This is a genomic window from Bacillus sp. UNC69MF (genome assembly GCF_000746035.1).
GTDB classification, from domain to species: Bacteria; Bacillota; Bacilli; order Bacillales; family Bacillaceae; genus Bacillus; species Bacillus velezensis.
Window position 1 is genome coordinate 1821 of record NZ_KN050800.1, and the last position, 23666, is coordinate 25486.

Consider the following 23666-nt stretch of genomic DNA (forward strand, 5'->3'; position numbering starts at 1 on the left):
CCCGTAACCCCAGTTGACCCCGTCGCTCCAGTGGCTCCGGTTGACCCCGTCGCTCCAGTGGCTCCGGTTGACCCCGTCGCTCCAGTAGCTCCGGTTGGACCCGTGATTCCCGTCGCCCCAGTTGGTCCGGTATCTCCCGTAACCCCAGTTGGTCCGGTATCCCCCGTAACCCCAGTTGAACCCGTCGCTCCAGTAGCTCCAGTTGGACCCGTGATTCCCGTCGGCCCAGTTGACCCCGTCGCTCCAGTGGCTCCGGTTGGACCCGTAGTTCCCGTGATTCCTGTTACTTCAACAAATGCGACATCGTCAATTAATACAACCGGAGTATTACTTGACCCGGCTGTTTTACTGATTAAAATTTGTGCCTGAACAGCTGCAGCCGGCGCAGCAGTTGTTGTTTGATAGACTTCAGTCCATGTATCAAATATAGTATTAGGCATGTTTCCTATTGTGACGTTTATGTTTAATCCGGTTCCTACCACTGCGTTTGAAGCATCTAAATATAAAACTCTCAGATTGATTTCAGGGTTTGCAATTGTGCCAATTTTGCCGAGAGAAATGAAAAGCTGAAATGATTGCTGCGGAGAGACAGGAACAGTTTGTGACAAGGAGGCACTCGTAATTCCACCTGCAAATTGGGCGGAGAATGCTCCCGTATGAGCAAATGCAGACACAACCGAAGCACTCACTCCGCTCCAGCCTGTTAAGTCTCCGGATTCGAAACTTCCATTGTTTATGAGATTTTGAATCGCCAATCTATACCCTCCTTTCATCATTTTTGCTAGTACAAATCAACATAGCATATGCAGTTTTATCTATTATGGAAACTCAATTCGCGAGATTTCTGTTTATCCCCTATTTAAATGTACTATCCGATCATATTGATGGCACGGTTTGTCACATTAACACCTGTTACATTAACAGAACCGGCAACCGTTAATACCACATCATACGTGATGGCCCCGGCATACGGCGCCTGGTCTACGAATGTCAGCGGAATAATGAGAGACTGCCCGCCTGAGTAAAACAAATTCAATTCAAGCGTCTCTGAACTGACTGTTATTCCGTCTCTTTTCAGCGACAAAATCAGCTTCAGTGAAAAATCCGGGGATAAAGGCTCATGACTGATGTTGAGCTGTACCGTAGAATCTACTTTTATCAATTGAGAAGCTGCTGCTATAACTGTGCCGGACAGAATATTTGCCGGTGATCCATCCAAAGGAATGACGGCGGCATCAGCAGCTTGTTGAAAAGCCAGAATCGGTATGCCGCCGGGCGGACCCGGAGGACCAGGGGGGCCTTGAGAGCCCGGAAGCCCTGCCGGCCCTCTCTTCCCCGGAGGTCCTTGTACACTATTAGGAGAGCACAGCGCAGGATTCTTTTCTGAAAAGGAGGGAGTTTTATCACTTTCTTTGTGAGAACAGCCATCAGAAATTTTTTCATTATATCTACGCGAATGCTCTGTATACCAGCTCTTCACATGACGGCTCATACATTTATAGTGAGAGCTTTGCCCAGTGAACGGATTATTTCGTTTCGCACTCATAAAATCACCTCAACCTTATGGTACTCAGGCGGTTTATACATTGTGAAACGTCCCATCAATCTCTTAGTTCAAAAAAAAGAAGGCAGATCGCATCTGCCTTCTTCTTACCATAACCCTAATACTTTCCACCATAATCCGCCGATCACAAGCCATGTCACAATATGGACGATTGACAGGATAAAGCCGATGGACCACCATTTGCTTTGCGATATATAACCCGCTCCGAAAAAGACCGGAGCCGCTCCTGAGCCGTAATGCGTCGTCGAACCGAAAAGGTTGCTGAAAAACGCCAAGCTGAGCGCCGCCAACAGCGGCGGAGCGCCTGCCGCCACGATGACGGCGAGAAATGCCGCATACATGGCGCTGATATGCGCGGTTGCGCTCGCAAAGAAGTAATGCGTGTAATAATACACGACAATCAGAATCATAAATGCCACAATCCATGAAAAACCGGAAACAGAAGATTTCATCATATTGCTGAACCAAGACACCATGCCGAGCTCATTCAGGAAATTCGCCAGCATCACAAGCGCCGCGAACCAAGTCAGCGTATCCCATGCACCTTGTTCCTTTTTGATGTCCTCCCATGTTAATACCTGTGACAAAAGCAAAACGGATAATCCGATCAGGGCCGTCGTCGTTGCGTCAATATTTAAGCTTCCTCCGAAAATCCACAGCGCAAGCACCAATAAAAAGACGATGACCATGGAGAGTTCGGATTTTTTAAACGGACCCATTTCTTTCAATTTTTCCGTTGCGATTTTAGCCGCATCCGGTGTTTCTTTAATTTCCGGCGGATACAGCTTATAAATGACGAGCGGCGTAATGATTAAGCTCGCCAATCCCGGTACAATGGCTGCGATTGCCCAGCTTGTCCATGTGATGTCCACCCCTGCGACATCGTGGGCCAGCTTGGCGATCAGCGGGTTCGCCGCCATTGCCGTCAAAAACATCGCAGACGTAATCAAGTTTCCTTGAAAACCGGTTTTTAATAAGAAAGCGCCGATTTTCCGCTCTGTTCCGTCTGCCGGCGTTGATCCGAAAGTTTCGGATAATGATCTGATAATAGGAAAAATAATGCCGCCCGCCCGTGCCGTGTTGCTCGGAATGGCAGGTGATAAAATTAAATCACTGAAAAGCAGTGAATAAGAAAGGCCGAGTGTTTTCTTCCCGAACCGTTGTACGAATACGTAAGAAATCCTGGCGCCGAGCCCGGTTTTGATGAAACCCCGGGAAATAAAAAAGGCGATGACAATCAGCCAGATTGTCTTGTTTCCAAATCCGCTTAACGTATTTTCAATAGATAGCGTTCCCGTTAACGCGGTGACTGCCAATGCAAAAATTGCAATTGCGCCCATTGGCAAGGGCTTGGAGATAAAGCCGATAATTGTTGCGACAAAAATAGCGAACAAATGCCATGCTTTAGGTTCAAGTCCGGACGGCGCGGGAATAAACCAAATGATTAATCCCACAGCAACAGTAATAAGCAAAGGAATGATTTTTACTGCCTGCTGTTTTTTTGCGTCTTTTTCTGAAGCCATTACAGGTCTCCTCCTATTTTGTTGTCTTCCATCCCCTATCCCATTTTACTACTTAACTAAGTTAATAAACGTTTTTGTTAATTAAAAAACACAAAGGAATATTTTCCTTTGTGTTTCTTGTTTCTTATTTTAATATGCCCGACCCGGCTTTAGATATAACATCTGATTTTACATTTGATGATGAGCCGATGGAACCGTGCAATGACGGTGTCCAGCCGACGGACTGACTTAATCCGTTGGCGGCTGACGCATTAATGGAGGAGCCGTTTAAAAGAGTGCCGTCTTCATGAAGTGCTTTTCCGCCGCTGAAGACGCTGATGACTTTATCAGCAGCCAGCCCCGGCACTTCAAAGACATTATTCTGGGCATATATTTTTGACGCGTGGCCCGCGCCCCACGCATAGCTGAACGGGTATGCGGCGCTTTTAGAGCCTGCGTAAAAATTATTATAAATATGAACCTGCCCGTACCGGGCCCGCGGTGCGCGCTGGACGATGTTCTGGTAATAGTTATGGTGAATGGTCACCTTCAGTTTTCCTTCATCCGACGTCTTGCTGTCGCTGTTTCCGATGACGGAGCCTTTGTCATGGTCATGATATTTATTATAGGACAATGTAATATAATTCGCCCCGTTGGCTATATCCGTCTGGCCGTCATGGTGCTGATATTTTCTCCCGTAATAGTAGGGAAAACCGCTGTCGGGATTCGATCCGTCATTAAAGGTGCAATGATCGATCCAGATGTGCGTCGCGCCGTTAATGGTGATATTGTCATATTCCGAGTTCCAGTTGCCGCTGCTGCCGTCCGTCGGGTCCCATTGCGGAAAATAGTCGTAAGCGTCTTGAAATTCAATGTTGCGGATGATGACATTGTCGACGCCGTTCTTAATATTAAAATTCCCGCCTGTCACTTTGGCATTTGAACCCGAGCCGATGATCGTCGTATTTGAAGGAATGTCAACCACGACCCGTGCCTTCTGGTTTTTTTGCGATCGCTGTCTGGCGTCTTCCTGGGTGCCTGACGGCGCTTTTTTTCCCCATTTGTCCGGGTCGTACGCCTTCAGATAGGCGTTCGGATCATATGCCGGATCTTTATAATCATCAAAGCCGAGCGTTTTATTGCGGTCGTCCGTATTCATATTGATTGTGCCTTGTATGTAAATAATCTTCGGTGTGCTGTTGGCGCTTCCCCCTAATGCAGAAACGAGCTGCTGTCTGTTTGATACGGTGTATACATTCGATGAAGAGGCTTTCGCGCCGCCGATTGTCCCGCCGGAAGCGGCTCCCCAGCCGTCATTTGTTCCTAACGTCTGCCGTCCCAGATCAGCGGCATAGACGTCCGCAGGGATCATACATAAACAAACCGCCAGCATAAATAACATTTTTTTCATGAATTGTGCTCCTCCTGTTTCTTTGTTCCAATTTATTACAATCGAATTGTATCAAATCAGTTGAGAAACAGCACCGAAAATGTACAGAATGTGCCTTTCGGTTTTATTGCGGAAACCGCAAAAAAATCCCAAGGGACCGAAAACCCCTTGGGATCTGTTCAGCTTACGCCCATGATTTTACTTTTTCGTTATCCGTGACAAACAGAAGAACTTTTCCTTCATCTAAGCGCTTTTCAAATTGTGATGCTTCCTCTTCCGAAAAGCCGATTTCGTGAATTTTGTTGCGGAGCTCGTCGCCTTTTTTATTAAACATATTGCCGACTGCGTGTTTAATGCCCGTTTCTTTCGCTCCGATGGTATTGACATCAGTATTATCGGCCAGGCGGTCCGTTCTGTCGTCATCATGAGAAAGCACATATACGTCTTCTTTTGCGACACCCAATTGCTGAAGCTCTTTTACGTCCTGCATCAGTTTTTGATCATTTGTATATTCTCTTACTACCGGTTTCATTGATAAGTCCTCCCTTTTGTTTTGTATATTGGATGTTTACCCGATCAATCAAGGATCAAACAAAAGAAAGAGAGTTCAGTGGGAAAACGGGCAGATTGTCGGTGGATATTTTCTGGCGGGACATGTTACAGTAGAAAAAGCAACTTTTATCAGAAAAATAAAAATCTTCATGAGCCGATTAAGCAGGGAGGTGGTTCCTATTCATTACTTTTCACCGGAACAGCGATTTAACGCTTGGGTTGTCAGTGATTTAGTGAAGCAGGTATTCCGCCGGCATACCCGCTGCCCGGATGGAATAAAAGAGCTTACGGCCTTTGCTGAAGATACTTTTCATATTAATATCGATTTCGTTTTCTCTATCATTATCAATATCGGTGATATCGAATCCGTTCTGCCGACAGAAATTGAAAATAGGCTGAGTTCTTATCTGACCGCGCTTCAGCCCGTGATTACCGCTGACATGCTTCATTCTTCAAAAACGAATGCCTATGAATATTTGGAACATGAGAAAAACACCGATGTGTACCGGTTATTCTATTAAATATGCATATAAGGAAAGAAGGGCCCTGGCCCTTCTTTTTTTATGGCCGCTGACGGTTTGATTTTGTAATCGGGAAATGGTTCGTGTTACATTTGGAACAACCACTTATCTTGAAGGAGGATTCAGTATGCCGAATCATCAGCAGCAAATTCAATTGGCAAGACGCCCCAAAGGCGTTCCCGCCCATGACGATTTCCGCTTTGAAACGATTGCCGTTCCCGAACCGAAAGACGGCGAAGTGCTTGTGAAAACGAGTTATGTGTCCGTTGATCCGTACATGCGCGGACGGATGCAAGATACAAAATCATATGTAGAGCCGTTCGCTTTAGATGAAGCCATAACAGGCGGAGTGATTGCCGAGGTTCTGACAGACGGCGATAAGCTGAAAAAAGGAGATGTTGTGATCGGAAATCTCGCATGGCAGGAATATTCAGCCGTCAATGAGTCCGCCCTCCGCAAGTTGGATACGGATATCGCACCCGCCCAGGCGTATCTCGGCATTTTAGGGATGACCGGACTGACCGCTTACTTCGGGCTGCTCGATATCGGCCGTCCGAAAAAAGGCGAAACCGTCGTCGTTTCAGGCGCGGCGGGCGCCGTCGGCTCAACAGTCGGACAGATTGCCAAAATCAAAGGCGCGCGGGTTGTCGGCATCGCCGGATCTGATGAAAAAATCGCGTATTTGAAAGAGGAGCTTCAATTTGATGAAGCCATTAATTACAAAACGGCGGATGATATTCAAAAAGCACTGGAACAGGCATGTCCTGACGGCGTCGATGTCTATTTTGACAATGTCGGCGGACCGATTTCAGATGCGGTGATAAACCTGCTGAATGAATTCGCCCGCATTCCGGTATGCGGAGCGATCTCATCGTACAATACCGAAAGTGAAGAAGAAGACATGGGCCCCCGCGTCCAGCCGAAGCTGATCAAAACAAAAGCGCTGATGCAGGGATTCATCGTCAGTGATTATGCTGACCGCTTTTCCGAAGGTGCGAAACAATTGGCCGAATGGCTTAAGGACGGAAAGCTTCATTATGAAGAAACGATTACGGAAGGATTCAGCCATATTCCTGACGCGTTCCTCGGCCTGTTTAAAGGAGAAAACAAAGGCAAACAGATCATCAAAGTCAGTGATCTAAGTTAACATGATGATAAAAAAAAGGAGGGCTTTGTCCCCTCCTTTTCTGTTTATTTGGGATCAGCCGCGAAGAATCAAAGTAAGAAAGCCGTCTTCATCAGGCTCCGTATCTTCCAAAGTGAATCCCGCTGCTTGAAAGCAGGCTAAACTGATTTGATTGTCTTTTTCGATGTTTGCCGCCCATTCCCGCACGCTGGTAAACCCAGGGTCAGTCAGCAGTTTTTGCAACATCTGTTTTCCGTACCCTTGAAGCTGGTACAAAGGATTGACGATCAATCCGATATACGCCCGCTCCTCCACAAACTCCATAGAGACCATGCCTGCCGGACACTCCCCGTCATATGCCATAATGACAGTATCGTCTTCATCTTTATTCAATCGTGCATACCACGCGTCTAATGGCAGCATCGCATCCATTCTCCGTCTGATATTATCGTTCTTAAACCAGTGTTCAAGTATTTTCAGCTCACGTTCCTTCAATATTTGAAATCTGTCTATTGAAACCATCTTCCCGCCCCCGCCTGAACCTTTTCTATTATTTTACAACAAAAAACGAAGGGCTTCCCGCCCTCCGTTTCTTATTTCTCAGATAATTTTCCGCCTGAATAAACGGCCTCTTTCAGCGCAATTCCGAGTGATTTGGCCATTTTTTTCAATTTGGATTCTTCCATCGGCGTGACAAGGCTGAGTACGGTTCCTTCTTTACCGGCCCGCCCCGTCCGGCCTGATCTGTGAATGTACCCGTCTTCATTCGGGATGTCCGCGTGAATGACGTACGGAAGATCATCGATATCGAGTCCGCGCGCCGCAATGTCAGTCGCCAGAAGCAGCGGAAATTCTCCCCGTTCAAACGCTGATAATATCTTTGCCCGCTCCATTTTTTTCGCTTCTCCGTGCAGAATGCCGAGATCCACGTGGTGATAGGCGAGTTTTTCCGCATAGACGCTTAAATTTCCGATATCTCTGACGAACACGAGCGCCTGCATGCCGTTCAGCCGTGACAGCTTTTGTAATAGCTTCACTTTATCCCGCTGATCGCAGACGAGATATTGATGCGTGACGCGCGCTTTTTCCGCCGTATTCCGCTCCACTTTCAAAACGGCCGGTTCGTGTGCGATGGTATTCAGCACCTGTTCTGTTTCCGGCTGCAGCGTAGCGGAAAAGCTTAAAAGCTGTCGGTCTTTCAGCGTCGTTTTAATGATTTTTTTCATCGTTTCGCGGTGTTCCTGTGTCACGAGCTGATCCGCTTCATCAAGAACGATCGTCTTGACTTCATGCATTTTCAGCTTTTTCGCCTGAATCAATTCGAGCACCCTGCCCGGTGTGCCCGCAATGATATGCGGTTTATTTTTGAGCTTTTCCACCTGCTTTTTCACGTTTGCTCCGCCGATCAAAGACAAAGCGCGAAGATCAGAGCCTTTTATCCACTCCTGAATCACTTGAAAAATCTGCATCACTAGCTCGCGGGACGGCGCTAAAATGATCACTTGCGGATGTTTCTGTTCCGGGTTGATCCGCTCCAGAACCGGAAGCGTGTACGCCAATGTTTTTCCCGTTCCCGTCGGGGATTCGGCGATGACGTCTTTCCCTTCCATAATCACCTGAGCGGCTTTTTCCTGAATGACGGTCGGCTCCTGAAAACCTGACGCCTCCCAGTTTTCGGCGATAAATGGTTGTGTATGCTGTAAAAATGGCCATGTTTGGGTCATGTCGTTCTCCTCAATTCTTAAAATCTACTCCATAGTATCTCAAATGCACGCGCCAAACGCAATTTTCTTTTTCCTTCCAAGCCTTTTAACAAACGGTCTCCTCCTTTATAATCATAAATGAGAAAGACACATGATAAAAAATGCGTGTCTGATAACGATAGAGGTGTAATGATGAGTATTTTATCCGTAAAAGAGTTAAGCCACGGCTTCGGTGACCGTGCGCTTTTTAACAATGTATCGTTCCGTCTTTTAAAAGGGGAGCACGTCGGCTTAATCGGAGCAAACGGCGAAGGTAAATCAACGTTTATGAATATTATTACCGGAAAGCTTGAGCCTGATGAGGGTAAAGTTGAATGGGCGAAAAACGTGCGCGTCGGCTACCTCGATCAGCATACCGTGCTTGAAAAAGGAAAAACGATCCGCGACGTGCTGAAAGATGCGTTCCATTACTTATTTGCGATGGAAGAGGAAATGAATGAGATTTACAACAAAATGGGCGAAGCGGACCCTGATGAGCTTCAGCAGCTGCTTGAAGATGTCGGTGTCATTCAAGACGCCCTGACAAACAATGACTTCTACGTGATTGACAGCAAAGTTGAAGAAATCGCCCGCGGCCTCGGCCTGCAGGATGTCGGACTTGACCGCGACGTCACTGATTTAAGCGGCGGACAGCGGACGAAAGTGCTGCTCGCCAAGCTGCTTTTGGAAAAACCGGAAATCCTTCTGTTGGACGAACCGACCAACTACCTTGATGAACAGCATATTGAATGGCTGAAACGCTATTTGCAGGAATATGAAAATGCGTTCATCTTAATTTCTCACGACATTCCGTTTTTAAACAGCGTGATCAATTTGATTTATCATGTGGAAAATCAGGAGCTGACTCGTTATGTCGGCGACTACCATCAGTTTATGGAAGTCTACGAAGTGAAAAAACAGCAGCTCGAAGCCGCCTATAAAAAACAGCAGCAGGAAGTGGCTGAGCTGAAAGATTTCGTCGCCCGCAACAAAGCGCGGGTCAGCACGAGAAATATGGCGATGTCCCGCCAGAAAAAGCTTGATAAGATGGATATGATCGAACTGGCGGCCGAAAAACCGAAACCGGAATTCCATTTCAAGCCTGCGAGAACGTCAGGCAAGCTCATTTTTGAAACGAAGGACTTAGTCATCGGCTACGATACTCCGCTGTCACGCCCGCTCAATCTCAGAATGGAGCGCGGACAGAAAGTCGCCCTGTACGGCGCAAACGGCATCGGGAAGACGACGCTGTTAAAGAGCCTGCTCGGTGAAATCCAGCCGCTGGAAGGCACGGTGGAACGGGGCGAGCATCAATACACGGGCTATTTCGAGCAGGAAGTGAAAGAAACCAATAACAATACGTGCATCGAAGAAGTGTGGAGCGAATTTCCTTCCTTTACCCAGTACGAAATCCGCGCCGCCCTCGCCAAATGCGGCCTGACGACCAAACACATTGAAAGCCGCGTCTCCGTTCTCAGCGGAGGAGAAAAAGCGAAGGTCAGACTGTGCAAGCTGATCAATTCAGAAACAAACCTGCTCGTGCTTGACGAACCGACAAACCACCTGGATGTCGATGCGAAAGAAGAGCTGAAACGCGCGCTGAAAGAATACAAAGGCTCCATTCTGCTGATTTCCCACGAACCCGAGTTCTACATGGATATCGCGACGGAAACATGGAATTGTGAATCTTGGACGACGAAAGTGCTGTAAACACAAAAAGGAACTCCCGCCTGTGCGGAAGTTCCTTTTTTTCTTAATGTCCGGCTTTTATTCCGGCGAGATGTTTGCGTCCCATGAGAAGGACAAGCATGCCGACAAAAACGACGATCCCGCCTACTGTATATGGAGTGCTTGCGGTGAAGTGTTCTGACAGCATTCCCGCAATCCACGGAGCGAGCGCACCGCCGATAAAACGGACTGAGCTGTAGGCTGAAGACGCGATTGAACGTTCAACCGGCGCAGAACCCATCACAGCGGTTGTCATGATCGTATTCACCATACCGAGAACAGCACCGGCGACAACGATACACGTAATGATCAACGTCTGATGGTCAGTCCAGATCCCCATGACGATGAGAATGACCGCAAAGGCGATAAAGAGAACGACGAGCGAACCCACTGTTCCCAGCGCTTTGTGCACGAGCGGCGCCGTAAAGACTGACGTAATTGCCAGCAATAAACCCCAGCCGAAGAAGACATATCCAAGGCCGTGTTCATCTAAATCCAGCACGAACGGAGAATAAGCAAGCAAAATAAAAAATCCAAAGTTGTATAAGAATGCAGATACTGCCATTGTCAAAAGGCCTTTATATTTGAGCGCCTTCATCGCATCAAACACACCGACGCGTTTCGCCGGTTTCGGCAGCTTCGGCAGCATGAGTGAAATCGCGCAAAGCGCTATGAACATAAGGACAGATACTCCGAAGAACGGAGCGCGCCATGAGATGCTGCCAAGCTCTCCGCCGGCAAGCGGCCCGACGGAAATCCCCAAGCCGAGTGCAGCCTCATACAGAATAATGGCTTTGGCGCTGCCGCCGACTGATACCCCGACAATGACGGCAAGCGCGGTTGAAATAAAGAGAGCATTCCCAAGCCCCCAGCCGCCGCGATAGCCGACAAGCTGAGCGATTGAACTTGAGCTTCCGCCGAGGGCGGCAAACACGATGATAAAAATAAGTCCGAGAAGCAGCGTCCATTTTGCGCCGATCCGGCTTGAAATCGCGCCGGAGAAAAACATCATAAAACCGGTAACGAGCAAATAACTTGTAAATAACAGAGATACTTCACTAGGTGAAGCATGTAATTGTGCGGCGATCGCCGGAAGAATCGGATCGACAAGACCGATTCCCATAAAGGAAATAACACAGGCAAACGCAACCGCCCAAACGGCTTTCGGCTGGCTGAATAAGCCTGTTTTCTGTTGTGATGATGTATCCATTTGACCAGACCTCCTGTTTCATCCATTAAAAGAAACGCTATATCCATAGCGTTTACAGCAAAATCATTCGATTGATTGAATGGCGCGGTCAGCTTTTTCTTTCATTCCGTTAAGGCGCGTTTTAAAATGCTGAAATGTGCTGATCTTCTCATCAATCATCTCAAGCTGGTGGTTCAAAGCCTGCTGAATCTCTTCCAGCTTTTCTTTCCGTTCCTTCGGATCCAGTGACAACAAGTACCCCTCTTTGTTTAATTCCAGCTGACGGCTCATCTCCATAAACTGCTGAAGCTCCTGAAGGGAAAAACCGAGCACTTCTTTTGTGCTGGTTACTTTTTCGAGCTCCTCCATATCATCTTCAGAGTATAGCCGGACGCCGCCTTCTGTCCGTTTAGGAGCAGGAATCAAACCAATCTCCTCGTAAAAACGAATGGTTCGTTTTGTCAATCCGCTTCGCTTGGCAACTTGATCAATCTTCATCCATTCCAAGGTGAATCCCCCTCTTGTCGTATCTGTTTCTATTATACACCATTTGAACCTTAACGTAAACGTTAACTTTTTATGGCTGATAAACTTTGCTTGGACAAAACGTTTGTCTTTAAAGCGCCGGGAGACATCTGTGTAAGATAAAAAAAGCCGGTATGACCCGCCATCTTTCTCGGGGGCCGTACCGGCTTTTCTTAATTCTCAAGTTCTTCAATCATCAGTGACAATTCGGTCCAGCGCTCCATCGCCGCTTCAAGCTCTTCAGCCGTTTTTGCCTGTTCGGCCATCAGTTCTTGAATCTTTCCGAAATCACTTCCCGCTTCAGCGATTTCCGCTTCCAGACGCTGATGCTTTTCTTCAAGGCCGGCGATTTTGTCTTCGATGCCGTCCCATTCGATCTGATCCTTATATGAAAGCTTTTTGCGCTTTTTCTTCGGCTCTTCCTCCGCCTTTTTCTCTTCGGCCGGCTGTTTTACCGCCGTCTTCTTCGCTTTTGCGTGTTCCATGTATTCACTGTACGAACCTTGGAAACGGGAAATGACACCTTGTCCTTCAAATACGATCAGGCGGTCAATGACGCGGTCAAGGAAATAGCGGTCATGGGATACGGTGATGACGACGCCTGGGAACTGTTCGATATAATCTTCGAGCACGCTTAATGTTTCCGTGTCCAGATCATTGGTCGGCTCATCTAAAAACAGCACATTCGGTTCCTGCATCAGTACATTCAGCAAGTACAGACGGCGCTTTTCCCCGCCCGACAGCTTTCTGATATACGTCTGCTGCATCGGACGCGGGAACAGAAAACGCTCAAGCATTTGTTCCGCGGTGATGACATCGCCTTCCGCCGTTTTGACGATTTCAGCCGTCTCTTTTATATATTCAATGACTTTCATATCGCCGTTCATTTCGCTGTGGTCCTGGGTGTAGTAGCCGATCCGGACCGTCTGCCCGATGATGATATTGCCGCTGTCAGGCTGAATTCTGCCGGCGAGGCTGTTTAAAAGTGTCGTTTTCCCGATTCCGTTCGGCCCGATGATGCCGATTCGTTCCCCCGGGATGACAAGCTCATTAAACCGGCTGATCAGCGCTTGGCCGTTATAGGTAATGGTGACGTTATCGGCTTCGATCACCTGTTTTCCGAGACGGTGGGAGCCGATCGCGAAATCGAGTGATCCGGAGACTGCCGGCCCTTTTTGCTCTTTGAGCGCCTCCGCTCTGTCCACTCTCGCTTTTTGTTTCGTCGAGCGCGCTTTCGCCCCTCTTCTGAGCCACGCCAATTCGCGGCGCAGGAGGTTTTGACGTTTTGTTTCTTTCTGCTCCGCCAGCGCTTCCCGTTCGGCCCGTTTTTCCAGGAATACTTCATAGTTTCCTTTATACGTATAAAGGCTGCCTCTCTCAAGCTCGTAAATTCTGTTCGTCACCCTGTTCAGAAAATATCTGTCGTGCGTGACAAGCATAACGGCGCCCGGATATTGCGATAAGTAGCCTTCCAGCCATTCAATCGTTTCATTGTCCAAGTGGTTTGTCGGTTCATCCAAAATGAGCAGGTCGGCCGGCTGGATGACGTTTTTCGCAATCGCGACGCGCTTTCTCTGGCCGCCGGACAGCTCACTGACATCCTTCATCAGATCGGTGACGCCAAGTTTGGTTAAAACCGTTTTGGCTAACGTATTCGCCTCCCACGCATCATTCGCGTCCATTCGGGCCTGCGCATCAAGCAGATGTTTCTGGCGCTGGTCATTTTCCGGTTCTTCATTCAGCGCCTGAAGCGCTTTTTCGTATTCTCTCATCGTTCTCATGACGGCTGATCCGCCGGAATAAATATGCTCAAGTACGGTTTGTCCGGCCGGAAGCTCAGGGTCCTGATGCAAAAACTCAATATGCACGTTTCCTGAAGCCGTAATCTCGCCTTCCTCCGTTGATTCAAGGCCGGCAATGGTTTTCAGAAGCGTAGACTTCCCCGTTCCGTTCGGGCCGATTAAACCGATTCTTTCATTCTCTTCAATATGAAAGGAGATATGGTCGAATAATGTCTTATCTCCGTATGTTTTATAAAGGTTTTCCGCTTTTATGATGCTCATGGTTCCTATCAATCCTCACGTAAGTTCATGTGTTCATTTTAAATCAGGCGCTGGAATAAAACTAGTAAAAGGACAGACAAATTTCTTGGAAGAGATCATTTTGTCCGAAGAATGTTTCCGCCTCTCCTTTTATACACTGGAGGGGAAGAGGTGATGACATGATCAGCGTCAGTTTGTGCGTTATCGTGAAAAATGAAGAGGAAGTGCTTGCGGGCTGTCTTGATTCCGTTAAAGACATTGCGGATGAAATTGTGATTGCTGATACGGGCTCGACCGACCGGACGAAAGAAATCGCGGCCCGTTATACGGATAAGATTTATGATTTTGAATGGATCGATCACTTTGCGGCCGCCCGTAACTTTGTGTTTTCGAAAGCGGAAATGGATTATATTCTGTGGCTGGACGCCGACGATATATTGACGGAAAAGGACCGTGAAAAGCTGATTGAGCTGAAGGCGTCGCTTTCAAAAGAGGTGGATGCGGTATCCATGTATTATCACGTCGGCTTTGATGCTCGGGGAGAGGTCAGCTTCAGATACCGCCGCAACCGACTCGTCAAGCGTGAAAAAGGGTTCCGCTGGATCGGAGCCGTGCATGAGTATCTTGAAGTATACGGAAACATCATAGAAACCGATATTGCCGTCACACACCGGAAATCCGAGAAAAAGCACTCGCCTCCCTCAGACCGCAACTTGAAGATTTATGAGAAAATGGCGGAAAACAGTGAAACGATGACACCGCGCGATTTGTTTTACTTCGCGAATGAATTAAAGGATCACGGCCAGTATCAGCGCGCCATCACGTATTATCACCATTTTCTTTCCACAAAACAGTGCTGGATCGAAGACGAGATCAGAACGTGCCAATATCTATCCGATTGCTACAGGGCGGTCGGCCATGAAGAGGCCGCCATGACGTCTCTCTTAAAATCATTTCTGATCGATTGTCCGCGACCGGAGTTCTGCTGCAGGCTCGGCGACTATTTTGCGGAGAAACGGCAATACCGGCAGGGCGTGTTTTGGTATGAGCTCGCCCTATCCGCCAAAAGCAGTGATGCAGGCTTTACCCAGCTCGAATATTCCACCTGGTATCCCCATCTGCAGCTCTGCGTCTGCCACTGGCAGCTCGGCGACAGAGAAAAAGCGAAGATTCATAACGACAAAGCCGCCTCCTATCATCCGTCACATCCGAGTGTCCTGTATAATCAAAACGTGCTCGGCACATAACATCAAAAAAAGAGCTGCCCCGTATGAAGGGCAGCTCCTTATTGATTACGCTGTCGGAATTCCTCCGCTTACACTGTAAATTTGGGATGTCACATAGCTCGATTCTTCTGAGGCCAAAAAGACATAAATCCCTGCTAGCTCCGCCGGCTGTCCGGCGCGCTTTAATGGAACGGCCGGTGTTTCCTTGCCGAATTTCGGAATGTTTTCACCGGGCTGTCCTCCCGAAATCTGCAGAGGCGTCCAGATCGGCCCCGGCGCTACCGAGTTGACTCTGATTCCTTTATTCGCCAGCTGTTTTCCTAAGCCGACGGTAAAACCGATAATGGCATGTTTCGTCGCGGCATAATCCAACAGCATCGGGCTTGGATTATACCCTTCTACGGACGTTGTCGTGATAATAGACGCGCCTTCCGGCAGATACGGAAGCGCGGCTTTGACGAGCCAATACAGCGAGAATACGTTGACTTCAAATGTTTGATAGATTTGTTCTGTGGCAAGATCGCTGATATCATCCACTGCCTGCTGTTTGCCGGCGACAAGAGCGAGCGTGTCAAGACCGCCAAGCTCTTGATACGCTTTTTCCGCCAATTCTCCGCAAAACGCTTCATCGCTTAAATCTCCCGGCAGCAGAACGGCTTTTCTTCCCTCTTTTTCAATTAACGCTTTCACTTCTTCGGCATCCGGCTGTTCCTCAGGCAGATAGTTAATCGCCACATCCGCCCCTTCCCTGGCATAAGCAATCGCGGCGGCCCGGCCGATACCTGAATCGCCGCCGGTGACGAGGGCTTTTCTTCCCTTCAGCTTGCCGGCTCCTTTATAGCTTGTTTCACCGCAGTCCGGCACAGGCTTCATCTCTTTTTGCAAACCGGGCGGTTCTTGATATTGTTTTGGAAATTCATCATGATCATATTTCGTCAGCGGGTTGTGCAGATTTGCATCAGACATACAAGACTCTCCTTTATCATTGGTGATGTATTCGTATGTGTACCCCTGAGCATGACGGATCAAACGTGTAAGTGCAGTTTCCGATTGATAAAGGGAAAACAAAAAAGGAGCCCGTAAGCTCCCTTTTTTTATGACTCTCCGAGTACGTTTTCAGCCATTTTCGCTAAATGCTGGGCGCTTCCCGAAATTTCCTGCATCGTGGCAGAAATTTGTTCAACCGCCGCCGCTTGGCCGTTTGTGTTCTGGTTGATGGATTCAATAGAGTCCTCCAGCCCTTTCAGCAGGCTGTGGATTTTTTTCGTAATCTGGTCAATTTGGCCGACGTTGTCTTTTGAATGAGTGGCAAGCTTGCGGATCTCATCCGCCACCACGGAAAAGCCCTTGCCGGATTCTCCTGCTCTCGCGGCTTCAATGGCCGCATTCAAACCGAGCAGATTGCTTTGATCCGAGATGCCCTTGACAGTGACGGAAATGTCGGCGATTTCTCCCGCGCTTTCACTGACTTGTTTCGCCTGAGCGGAAATTCCGGTCATCTGTGCTGAGAAACCGCTGATGGATTCTGAGATATCCGCGATGGCCGAAGCGGTCTGTTCCACGACGGCGGACAGGCTTTCAGCGACATCATGAAGCTTGGCTGATTTTTCAAGGCTCGTGCCGAGACCGACGCCGCCGATGACTTTTCCGTTTTCATCGTGAAGCGGAATCGCTCTGGCGATCAGCGGAAATCCGAACAGCTCTTTCGGCACCATGCTTGTCTTCTTCTGATTCATGCGGATCGCGTCTGTAATGATGTCCCCTTTTTGCAGCGGGTCTCCCGGCTTTACATTAAGAGAAAACGTTTTAGCCGGAATATTCACGATTAATTTTTCTGTATCATAAATTCCGATGGTGATGTCATCTTGGATCAGGCTGTTTAAAAAAGGCGCAACTTTGACAAATGCGTCAAGCAGGCTGTGCGTTTGCTGCTCCGTCTGTATACTCATTTCTTTCACTCCTTCTTAATATGGGAATTGCCGTTTTTCATGCTGAACCGAAATCCATTTCAGCGTGGTGAATTCTTCAAGGCTCCATTCGCCGTTCAGCCTGCCGAGACCTGATTGCTTCTCGCCGCCGAACGCGACGTTCGGTTCATCATTAATGGTCGTATCGTTGACGTGAATCATGCCGGTTTCGATCCGCTTAGCAAACTCAACGCCGCGCTCAACGTTTGCCGTATGCACGGCTCCGCTTAAACCGAACGGTGTCGCGTTTGCGATGCTTACCGCTTCATCCTCCGTTTCAAACGGCATGATGCAGACGGCCGGTCCGAACAGCTCCTCCTTCGCAATGCTCATCTCAGGTTTCACATCTTTTAAAATGACGGGCTCAGCGACCGTTCCGCTGAATCGGCCGGACAGCACCGGAACCGCTCCCTCTTCTATCGCTTTTTCGACAGACCGTCTCAGACCTTCCGCCTGTCTCTCATTGATTAAAGGACCGATAACCGTATCAGGGTCCATCGGATCGCCGACTTTCAGCGATGACACTTTCGCTTCGTAAAGCTCTGTAAATTTGTCATATACAGATGTGTGAACGAGCACGCGGTTCGCCGACATACAGATCTGGCCTTGATGCGTAAACCGGCTGAATACGGCCGCATTGACGGCGTATTCAAGATCAGCATCCTCAAGCACGATCAGCGCGCTGTTTCCGCCAAGCTCCAACAGCGGTTTTTTAAAGTGTTTGACCGCAAGCTGTCCGATATAGCTGCCCACTCCGGTTGAGCCTGTAAATGAGATTATCCGCGGGACGGGATGCTCAACAAAGCTGTCGCCGATCTCCCCGATATCCGTCACGATAACATTCAGCAGCCCGTCCGGTACGCCGGCCGCTTCAAAAATTTTCGCGATAAGCGTTCCGCCGCAGATCGGCGTTTCTTCATGAGGCTTCAGCACGACGCCGTTCCCCGCGCCGAGTGCCGGCGCAACAGATTTCATCGAAAGGAAAAACGGGAAATTAAACGGGCTGATCACCCCCACGACTCCGGCGGGTATTCTGTACAGCCTGTTTTCTTTTCCGTCAATCGTGGACGGGAGAATTTTCCCTTCCATCCGCACCGGAAATGTTGCGGCTTCTTTTATCATATTTTTGACAAGTCCGATTTCAAACTCAGCCTTCAGCCGTGTTCCGCCAAGCTCCTCCATGATTAAGTAAATAATCGCTTCTTCGTGCTCTTCAATGAAAGAAACGGCTTTTTCCAAAATGGCCCGCTTTTTAAAAGGGTTTACTTTGTCCCATTCTTGTTTCGCAAGAGCCGCGGCGCGATATGCCGCATCCACGTCATCAGACGTCGCTTTTTGGAATGAGGTGATGACTTTTTGAGTATAAGGATTTCTGTTTTCCAATACGTTCCGGCTGCTCCCATCCCTCCATCGGCCGCCGATAAACTGCTTATTTAGTTCTTCATATTGAAACATGTAAAACATCTCCCTTTCACCGAAACTTGAAATTAGTTGATGAGTCATCTTTTGTATCGGTCTTAAGGTGAGAAAATTGAACTATTTCACAATAAAATTCCCGTTCCTTCCGTGCATCGACGCTTTTTAGCTTTGTCCTTTTAAAGTGGAAAATTCTTTAATTGACTGCGAGAAATTTCGACAATATAATACAAACGTCAGTGTATATAATGATAAGAATATTATGAATTTTCAGGAGGACCCATATGTCTTTACTATTTCGGAAAAAGCCGCTGGCCGACTTAAAGGCCCAGAGCAAACAGACCAGCCTGTCCCGCTCGTTAAGCGCTTTTGACTTGGTTTTGCTCGGAATCGGCTGTGTTGTCGGCACGGGGATTTTTGTGATTACCGGGACTGTGGCCGCGACAGGCGCAGGACCGGCTTTGATTCTGTCGTTTGTGCTCGCGGGCCTTGCCTGCGCGCTCGCCGCGTTTTGTTATGCGGAATTTTCTTCATCCATTCCGATTTCAGGCAGCGTATATACGTATTCATATGTCACTCTCGGGGAGTGTCTCGCGTTTTTAATCGGATGGGACTTAATGCTTGAATATGTCATCGCGCTCGCCGCCGTCGCAACCGGCTGGTCATCCTATTTCCAGTCGCTTCTTGCGGGCTTCGGGCTGCATCTTCCGGAGGCGCTGACCGCCGCACCCGGCAGCAAAACGGGTGCCGTGTTCAACCTGCCGGCCGTTATCATTATTTTGGTCATTACCGCGATTGTTTCAAGGGGCGTGAAAGAAAGCACCCGCTTTAACAATGTCATTGTATTGATGAAAATTGCGATCATTCTGCTGTTTATCATCGTCGGTTTCGGCTACGTGAAACCGGAAAACTGGTCGCCGTTTATGCCGTTCGGAATGAAAGGCGTCATCACGAGCGCCGCGACCGTTTTCTTCGCGTATCTCGGATTTGATGCCGTGTCAAACGCGTCGGAAGAAGTGAAAAACCCGCAGAAATCAATGCCGGTCGGAATCATCGGCGCGCTCGCCATCTGCACCGTCCTTTACATTACGGTATCGCTCGTCCTGACGGGAATGCTTTCGTACACTAAGCTGAATGTCGGAGATCCGGTATCTTTCGCGCTCCAATTTGTCGGCCAGAACAAGATAGCAGGCATTATTTCCGTCGGCGCGATTATCGGGATTACAACGGTCATGCTCGCTCTGCTTTACGCTCAGGTGCGCCTTACATTTGCGATGAGCAGAGACGGCCTTTTGCCCCGCATGTTTTCCAAGGTTCACCCGCGTTTTAAAACACCGTTTCAAAACACATGGGTGACGGGAATCGCTGCCGCCGGGATCGCGGGTTTTATTGATTTGGGAACCTTGGCGCATCTCGTCAACATGGGAACCTTGGCGGCCTTTACGGTCATTGCGATCGCCGTCATCGTTTTAAGAAAGAAACATCCGGAGATCAAATCTTCCTTCCGTGTTCCTTTCGTGCCTTTTGTGCCGATCATCAGCGCATGCTTATGCCTGTATCTCGCAAGCAGCCTGCCGGGCGTGACATGGCTCGCCTTTGTCATCTGGATCGCCGCCGGGATCGTCGTTTATATGATGTATTCGAGAAAACACAGTTTGTTAAATAAATAAAAAAGGAGGCTCTTTTTTCTGTTTGAGAAAGAAGAGCCTTTTTTGCACTTGATAATTCATTCACCTTATGAATAATATGGTGTATGCTTCGTTTACATAAAAAGGAGGAGAATCACTTTGGCAATTGCCGCCCCGCTTAAAGAAAAACCTGTCCATCGTCCCGAGACAACCATGTATTCTATTTTGTTCATTATCGGGATCTGTCATCTGCTGAACGATTCACTGCAAGCGGTGATTCCGGCGATGTTTCCGATTTTGGAACGTTCCATGAATCTTACATTTACGCAGCTCGGCATTATCGCCTTTACGCTGAATATGGTGTCTTCCGTGATGCAGCCCGTCATCGGCTGGTATACGGATAAACGCCCGATGCCGTATGCCTTGCCGCTCGGACTCACCGCAAGCATGCTCGGCATTTTAGGTCTCGCGTTTGCCCCGTCTTTTCTGACGATTTTATGCTGTGTCTTTTTTATCGGCCTTGGCTCCGCCGTCTTTCATCCTGAAGGATCGCGTGTCGCCTACATGGCCGCCGGCGAAAAGCGCGGGTTGGCGCAATCGATTTACCAAGTCGGAGGGAATACCGGCCAGGCGATGGCACCCTTGATTACCGCGCTGATTCTCGTTCCGCTCGGTCAATTCGGCTCTGTCTGGTTTACACTTGTCGCCGCAATCGCTGTGCTGTTTCTCATCTATATCGCCAAATGGTATAAAGGCCGCCTTATTCATTTGCGCGCCGTAAGTAAAAAATCACCGGCCTCCGCTGTGCAGACCGTGATTACAAAACCGATTATTCTCGCCCTTATCATGATTATCTTCTTAATTTTCGCGCGCTCCTGGTATGTGAGCGCGATCGGCAACTTTTATACGTTCTATGCGATGAATGCCTATCATGTCAGCATTCAGCAGGCACAGAGCTACATCTTCGTCTTTTTATTTTTCGGAGCTGTCGGAACGTTTCTCGGCGGGCCGCTTGCAGACCGTTTCGGAAAGCGGAACGTCATCATCGTTTCGATGATAGCATCGGCTCCATTGACGATTTTCCTTCCGTTTGCGGGACCTGTCATCGCCTATGGCGTACTGGCGCTGATCGGTGTTGTTCTGATGTCCAGCTTCTCCGTGACTGTTGTCTACGCGCAGGAGCTTGTTCCAGGCAAAATCGGAACGATGTCAGGGCTTACGGTCGGGCTCGCCTTCGGAATGGGCGCGATCGGAGCCGTTGCGCTCGGAGCTCTTATTGATTCAGCGGGATTGACGCCGACCATGACAGCCGTCGCCTTTCTGCCCGTTTTAGGTCTGCTCGCCTTTGTCCTGCCGAGCGACAAAACATTAAAAGAATGGCATTCATAAAAACAATCCCTGCCGAAAAGGCAGGGATTTTATGTTTCAACCGTATAAAAATGAGTGTCAGGAACCGCATACTTCGGAATAAACCCGTCTCTGAAATCAGGAAACGCTTTTTGAATTTCATCAATCCATTTTTTTACGTTTTTGATGTACGGCACGTAAATCATATTGACTGTCGCCTCGTCATCAATGTGATAGTACCAGCACAGATTGAATTCGTTCTCCGTGACGAGCGTAAAGCCTGAAAAATGATAAAAAATCAGCGGGGTGTCATTGACATATACAGCCCCGCCGCGCAGGCTGACGTCATATTGCTCAATATTCCACAGCGCCGCATTCGCGCCGATCGACTCCGTGACATGAACGTCTTCAAACTGCGCGGGCCACTTTTCAACATACCTTTGGTCACCGTATGTCTTTTTTTCTTCATTCATCTCCACCGTACAATAGGAGATGCAATCCTGCCTCCATTGCCAGACCGCCCGATACGCTTCCCCGGTATTCCGCGCGCCGACAAACCCGGTGTTGTACTGCCCTGTCAGCTTGTAATAAGACGCAAACCGTTCTGAATTGCGGTGATCCGTCAGAAAAAGGGAAGCATCCGGCTTTTCCGCAAACAGCTCGCCCGCATCTGAGAAGAAAAAGAGATCGGTGTCCAAGTGGGCAAAATATTCGGCTCCATCATACTCCGTCATCACATGGAACAGAAATGCCGGTTTCAGCGTCCAGCAATATTCATGAAACGTCCGTCCGCCCTTTGCTTCAAGCAGCTCCGGGTCCTCCATTTCATGGAGCTGAACCGCCGTGACATGTTCCCACGGCACCTGCTGAAGCAGTTCGTACGCTTTCTGGTCGACACACAGCACATACAGATGAAAATCCCGGCAATGCTCATGGAGAGAATGAATCATCGGCATCAGTTTAAAGATATGCGTTCTGGAAACAATGGTTGAAAAATGATATTTACTCACCATATCACATCCAATTTATTTAAGATCCACATGCAGTAAATCAGCAGCCAGCGCTTTGAACGCCCTTGCAAAGTGCGTGACGCCCAGCTTTTTTTCCGCTTTTGCCAAAAGCTTTCCGACCTCCGGCAGATTGAAGCTGTTCGCCGTGATCCGCGGGCTTTTCGTCTTCCAGTCCGGGTCGAGGTTGCGGTCTTTAACCGCGTGCAGCAGCTCGAGAAAAATGTGCAGCAGGCTTTCATATTTCTCATAATCAAGCAGCACTTCGATGTCTGCCATCATGCTGTTGGTTAACTCCGCGTCAAACGGGCCGTTAAACGCGAGGTGCACGTCAAGCGAACGAATGTCATTGTACTTGTCGCACATGTACGCGATATTCGCCCTGATATCATCAACGGAAGCGCAGTTGCTCGGATGCTCCTGATGGACGCTCATGATATCGCGCCGCAGCTGAAATCTCATTCCCGACTGATGAAGCCTGATGCCGAGATCATAATCTTCAAAGCCGTATCTGACAATGCCTTCATCAAACAGCCCGAGATCTGCCACGTGCTGTCTCTTGACTGACGAATTGTTCGTAATGAAAAAACGCCACGGCAGACGGTAGCCTTTCAAATCATCTCCGTATTTTTCCAAAATGCTTTTCAGCACACGGATAAAGTCGGTATCTAAATCAAAGCATTGGTCAAGAAAACTTCCGTCTCTGATGTCACTTTCATCAAGGAGCGGCTCTTTATCGCCCGGCAGCTCTTCATACAGTTCGGCGAGTTTCTCCTTATGCTCTTTTTCAAAACGGTCATAATAAAAGCTGTAAATCCGCTTCCAGAACATACCGCATACGACAAGATCGTCCCGGTTCTCATGAGCCTTGATATGCTTCGCCACCAAATCCTTTTCGGCAAGCATGTCGCTGTCATGGAAGATCAAAATATCGCCTCTGGCATTGCGGACCGCCTGATTCCGTCCGTAAGCGATCCCTCTGTTTTCTTTAATTCTCACAAAAATCAGCGGAAAATTCGCGCTGAATGATTCAAGCATGGATAAGGTTCCGTCTTCCGAACCGTTGTCAGCCACAATCACTTCGAACGGCTCTGTGCATTCCTGTTCATTCAGGGACAGCAGGCTGTTATAAAGCCGCTCCTTGGAATTATATGCGGGAACAATGACGCTTGCCTTCACTTTTCGTTCACTTCC

21 protein-coding genes are annotated in these 23666 nt (G+C 48.5%); 6 read left to right on the plus strand and 15 right to left on the minus strand.

What is annotated here, in order from left to right:
* The 5 genes from BR62_RS18905 to BR62_RS0118215 all read right to left on the minus strand — a co-directional run.
* On the minus strand, positions 1–755 hold a 755-nt coding region (locus BR62_RS18905; protein WP_156097806.1), incomplete at its 3' end, for an NTTRR-F1 domain.
* A gap of 113 nt (positions 756–868) precedes the next feature.
* Positions 869–1162 carry a hypothetical protein gene (locus tag BR62_RS19910; RefSeq protein ID WP_223254693.1) on the minus strand — a complete coding sequence of 98 codons (294 nt, stop codon included), beginning with the start codon at positions 1160–1162 and terminating at the stop codon, positions 869–871.
* 488 nt (positions 1163–1650) lie between these two features.
* On the minus strand, positions 1651–3087 hold the full coding sequence (locus tag BR62_RS0118205) for an anion permease (RefSeq protein ID WP_007408966.1): 1437 nt from the start codon (positions 3085–3087) through the stop codon (positions 1651–1653).
* Between the two features lie 124 nt (positions 3088–3211).
* Entirely contained in the window at positions 3212–4477 is a 1266-nt protein-coding gene (locus tag BR62_RS0118210; RefSeq protein WP_032871729.1) for a pectate lyase, read from the minus strand.
* A gap of 163 nt (positions 4478–4640) precedes the next feature.
* A complete protein-coding gene (locus tag BR62_RS0118215; RefSeq protein WP_003155650.1) occupies positions 4641–4988 on the minus strand; it encodes a YflT domain-containing protein in 348 nt (115 codons plus the stop codon).
* Positions 4989–5178: 190 nt separating this feature from the next.
* Here BR62_RS0118215 and BR62_RS0118220 point away from each other — a divergent pair, with 190 nt between their 5' ends.
* Both BR62_RS0118220 and BR62_RS0118225 read left to right on the plus strand, forming a co-directional pair.
* On the plus strand, positions 5179–5529 hold the full coding sequence (locus BR62_RS0118220; RefSeq protein WP_050498191.1) for a DUF3212 family protein: 351 nt from the start codon (positions 5179–5181) through the stop codon (positions 5527–5529).
* A gap of 127 nt (positions 5530–5656) precedes the next feature.
* Positions 5657–6676: an NADP-dependent oxidoreductase gene (locus BR62_RS0118225; protein WP_007408963.1), complete on the plus strand. Its 1020-nt coding sequence runs from the start codon at positions 5657–5659 to the stop codon at positions 6674–6676.
* 54 nt (positions 6677–6730) lie between these two features.
* Here BR62_RS0118225 and BR62_RS0118230 read toward each other — a convergent pair whose 3' ends face one another.
* The gene (locus BR62_RS0118230) at positions 6731–7177 is read right to left on the minus strand and encodes a GNAT family N-acetyltransferase (RefSeq protein ID WP_007408962.1); all 447 of its coding nucleotides are present in this window, start codon (positions 7175–7177) and stop codon (positions 6731–6733) included.
* A gap of 71 nt (positions 7178–7248) precedes the next feature.
* On the minus strand, positions 7249–8379 hold the full coding sequence (locus BR62_RS0118235) for a DEAD/DEAH box helicase (protein WP_007408961.1): 1131 nt from the start codon (positions 8377–8379) through the stop codon (positions 7249–7251).
* A 171-nt stretch (positions 8380–8550) separates the two neighbouring features.
* Between BR62_RS0118235 and BR62_RS0118240 the strand changes: the two genes are divergently transcribed.
* Positions 8551–10107 (plus strand): ABC-F family ATP-binding cassette domain-containing protein, encoded by a 1557-nt coding sequence (locus BR62_RS0118240; protein WP_015239364.1) that lies wholly within the window; start codon positions 8551–8553, stop codon positions 10105–10107.
* A 43-nt stretch (positions 10108–10150) separates the two neighbouring features.
* On the opposite strand, the gene BR62_RS0118245 is transcribed toward BR62_RS0118240, so the two are convergent.
* The 3 genes from BR62_RS0118245 to BR62_RS0118255 form a co-directional block, all read right to left on the minus strand.
* Positions 10151–11335: an MFS transporter gene (locus BR62_RS0118245; protein ID WP_007408959.1), complete on the minus strand. Its 1185-nt coding sequence runs from the start codon at positions 11333–11335 to the stop codon at positions 10151–10153.
* A gap of 63 nt (positions 11336–11398) precedes the next feature.
* A complete protein-coding gene (locus BR62_RS0118250; RefSeq protein WP_012117050.1) occupies positions 11399–11821 on the minus strand; it encodes a MerR family transcriptional regulator in 423 nt (140 codons plus the stop codon).
* A 191-nt stretch (positions 11822–12012) separates the two neighbouring features.
* Positions 12013–13902 (minus strand): ABC-F family ATP-binding cassette domain-containing protein, encoded by a 1890-nt coding sequence (locus tag BR62_RS0118255; RefSeq protein ID WP_032871730.1) that lies wholly within the window; start codon positions 13900–13902, stop codon positions 12013–12015.
* Between the two features lie 158 nt (positions 13903–14060).
* On the opposite strand from BR62_RS0118255, the gene BR62_RS0118260 reads away from it, so the two are divergent.
* Positions 14061–15128 (plus strand): glycosyltransferase, encoded by a 1068-nt coding sequence (locus tag BR62_RS0118260; RefSeq protein WP_007609987.1) that lies wholly within the window; start codon positions 14061–14063, stop codon positions 15126–15128.
* A 45-nt stretch (positions 15129–15173) separates the two neighbouring features.
* Here BR62_RS0118260 and BR62_RS0118265 read toward each other — a convergent pair whose 3' ends face one another.
* From BR62_RS0118265 to BR62_RS0118275, 3 genes are all read right to left on the minus strand, one after another.
* On the minus strand, positions 15174–16073 hold the full coding sequence (locus BR62_RS0118265; protein ID WP_007408956.1) for an SDR family oxidoreductase: 900 nt from the start codon (positions 16071–16073) through the stop codon (positions 15174–15176).
* A gap of 128 nt (positions 16074–16201) precedes the next feature.
* A complete protein-coding gene (locus BR62_RS0118270) occupies positions 16202–17056 on the minus strand; it encodes a methyl-accepting chemotaxis protein (protein ID WP_007408955.1) in 855 nt (284 codons plus the stop codon).
* Between the two features lie 15 nt (positions 17057–17071).
* Positions 17072–18529, minus strand: coding sequence for a benzaldehyde dehydrogenase (locus BR62_RS0118275; RefSeq protein ID WP_007408954.1), 1458 nt, complete (start codon positions 18527–18529; stop codon positions 17072–17074).
* A gap of 245 nt (positions 18530–18774) precedes the next feature.
* Between BR62_RS0118275 and BR62_RS0118280 the strand changes: the two genes are divergently transcribed.
* A complete protein-coding gene (locus BR62_RS0118280) occupies positions 18775–20160 on the plus strand; it encodes a branched-chain amino acid transporter BcaP (protein WP_031379282.1) in 1386 nt (461 codons plus the stop codon).
* Positions 20161–20277: 117 nt separating this feature from the next.
* Positions 20278–21507: an MFS transporter gene (locus BR62_RS0118285; RefSeq protein WP_007408952.1), complete on the plus strand. Its 1230-nt coding sequence runs from the start codon at positions 20278–20280 to the stop codon at positions 21505–21507.
* Between the two features lie 29 nt (positions 21508–21536).
* On the opposite strand, the gene BR62_RS0118290 is transcribed toward BR62_RS0118285, so the two are convergent.
* Positions 21537–22475 (minus strand): putative nucleotide-diphospho-sugar transferase, encoded by a 939-nt coding sequence (locus BR62_RS0118290; RefSeq protein WP_032871781.1) that lies wholly within the window; start codon positions 22473–22475, stop codon positions 21537–21539.
* Positions 22476–22490: 15 nt separating this feature from the next.
* Complete coding sequence (locus tag BR62_RS0118295) at positions 22491–23651, minus strand: glycosyltransferase (RefSeq protein WP_020955479.1); 1161 nt, start codon at positions 23649–23651, stop codon at positions 22491–22493.
* Between the last annotated feature and the right edge of the window lie 15 nt (positions 23652–23666).

Bases quoted from the DNA above. Each gene is read 5' to 3' on its own strand.
- BR62_RS0118205 (WP_007408966.1), bottom strand. From the start codon at position 3,087: ATGGCTTCAGAAAAAGACGCAAAAAAACAGCAGGCAGTAAAAATCATT.
- BR62_RS0118210 (WP_032871729.1), bottom strand. From the start codon at position 4,477: ATGAAAAAAATGTTATTTATGCTGGCGGTTTGTTTATGTATGATCCCT.
- BR62_RS0118215 (WP_003155650.1), bottom strand. From the start codon at position 4,988: ATGAAACCGGTAGTAAGAGAATATACAAATGATCAAAAACTGATGCAG.
- BR62_RS0118225 (WP_007408963.1), top strand. From the start codon at position 5,657: ATGCCGAATCATCAGCAGCAAATTCAATTGGCAAGACGCCCCAAAGGC.
- BR62_RS0118230 (WP_007408962.1), bottom strand. From the start codon at position 7,177: ATGGTTTCAATAGACAGATTTCAAATATTGAAGGAACGTGAGCTGAAA.
- BR62_RS0118235 (WP_007408961.1), bottom strand. From the start codon at position 8,379: ATGACCCAAACATGGCCATTTTTACAGCATACACAACCATTTATCGCC.
- BR62_RS0118240 (WP_015239364.1), top strand. From the start codon at position 8,551: ATGAGTATTTTATCCGTAAAAGAGTTAAGCCACGGCTTCGGTGACCGT.
- BR62_RS0118245 (WP_007408959.1), bottom strand. From the start codon at position 11,335: ATGGATACATCATCACAACAGAAAACAGGCTTATTCAGCCAGCCGAAA.
- BR62_RS0118255 (WP_032871730.1), bottom strand. From the start codon at position 13,902: ATGAGCATCATAAAAGCGGAAAACCTTTATAAAACATACGGAGATAAG.
- BR62_RS0118260 (WP_007609987.1), top strand. From the start codon at position 14,061: ATGATCAGCGTCAGTTTGTGCGTTATCGTGAAAAATGAAGAGGAAGTG.
- BR62_RS0118265 (WP_007408956.1), bottom strand. From the start codon at position 16,073: ATGTCTGATGCAAATCTGCACAACCCGCTGACGAAATATGATCATGAT.
- BR62_RS0118270 (WP_007408955.1), bottom strand. From the start codon at position 17,056: ATGAGTATACAGACGGAGCAGCAAACGCACAGCCTGCTTGACGCATTT.
- BR62_RS0118275 (WP_007408954.1), bottom strand. From the start codon at position 18,529: ATGTTTCAATATGAAGAACTAAATAAGCAGTTTATCGGCGGCCGATGG.
- BR62_RS0118280 (WP_031379282.1), top strand. From the start codon at position 18,775: ATGTCTTTACTATTTCGGAAAAAGCCGCTGGCCGACTTAAAGGCCCAG.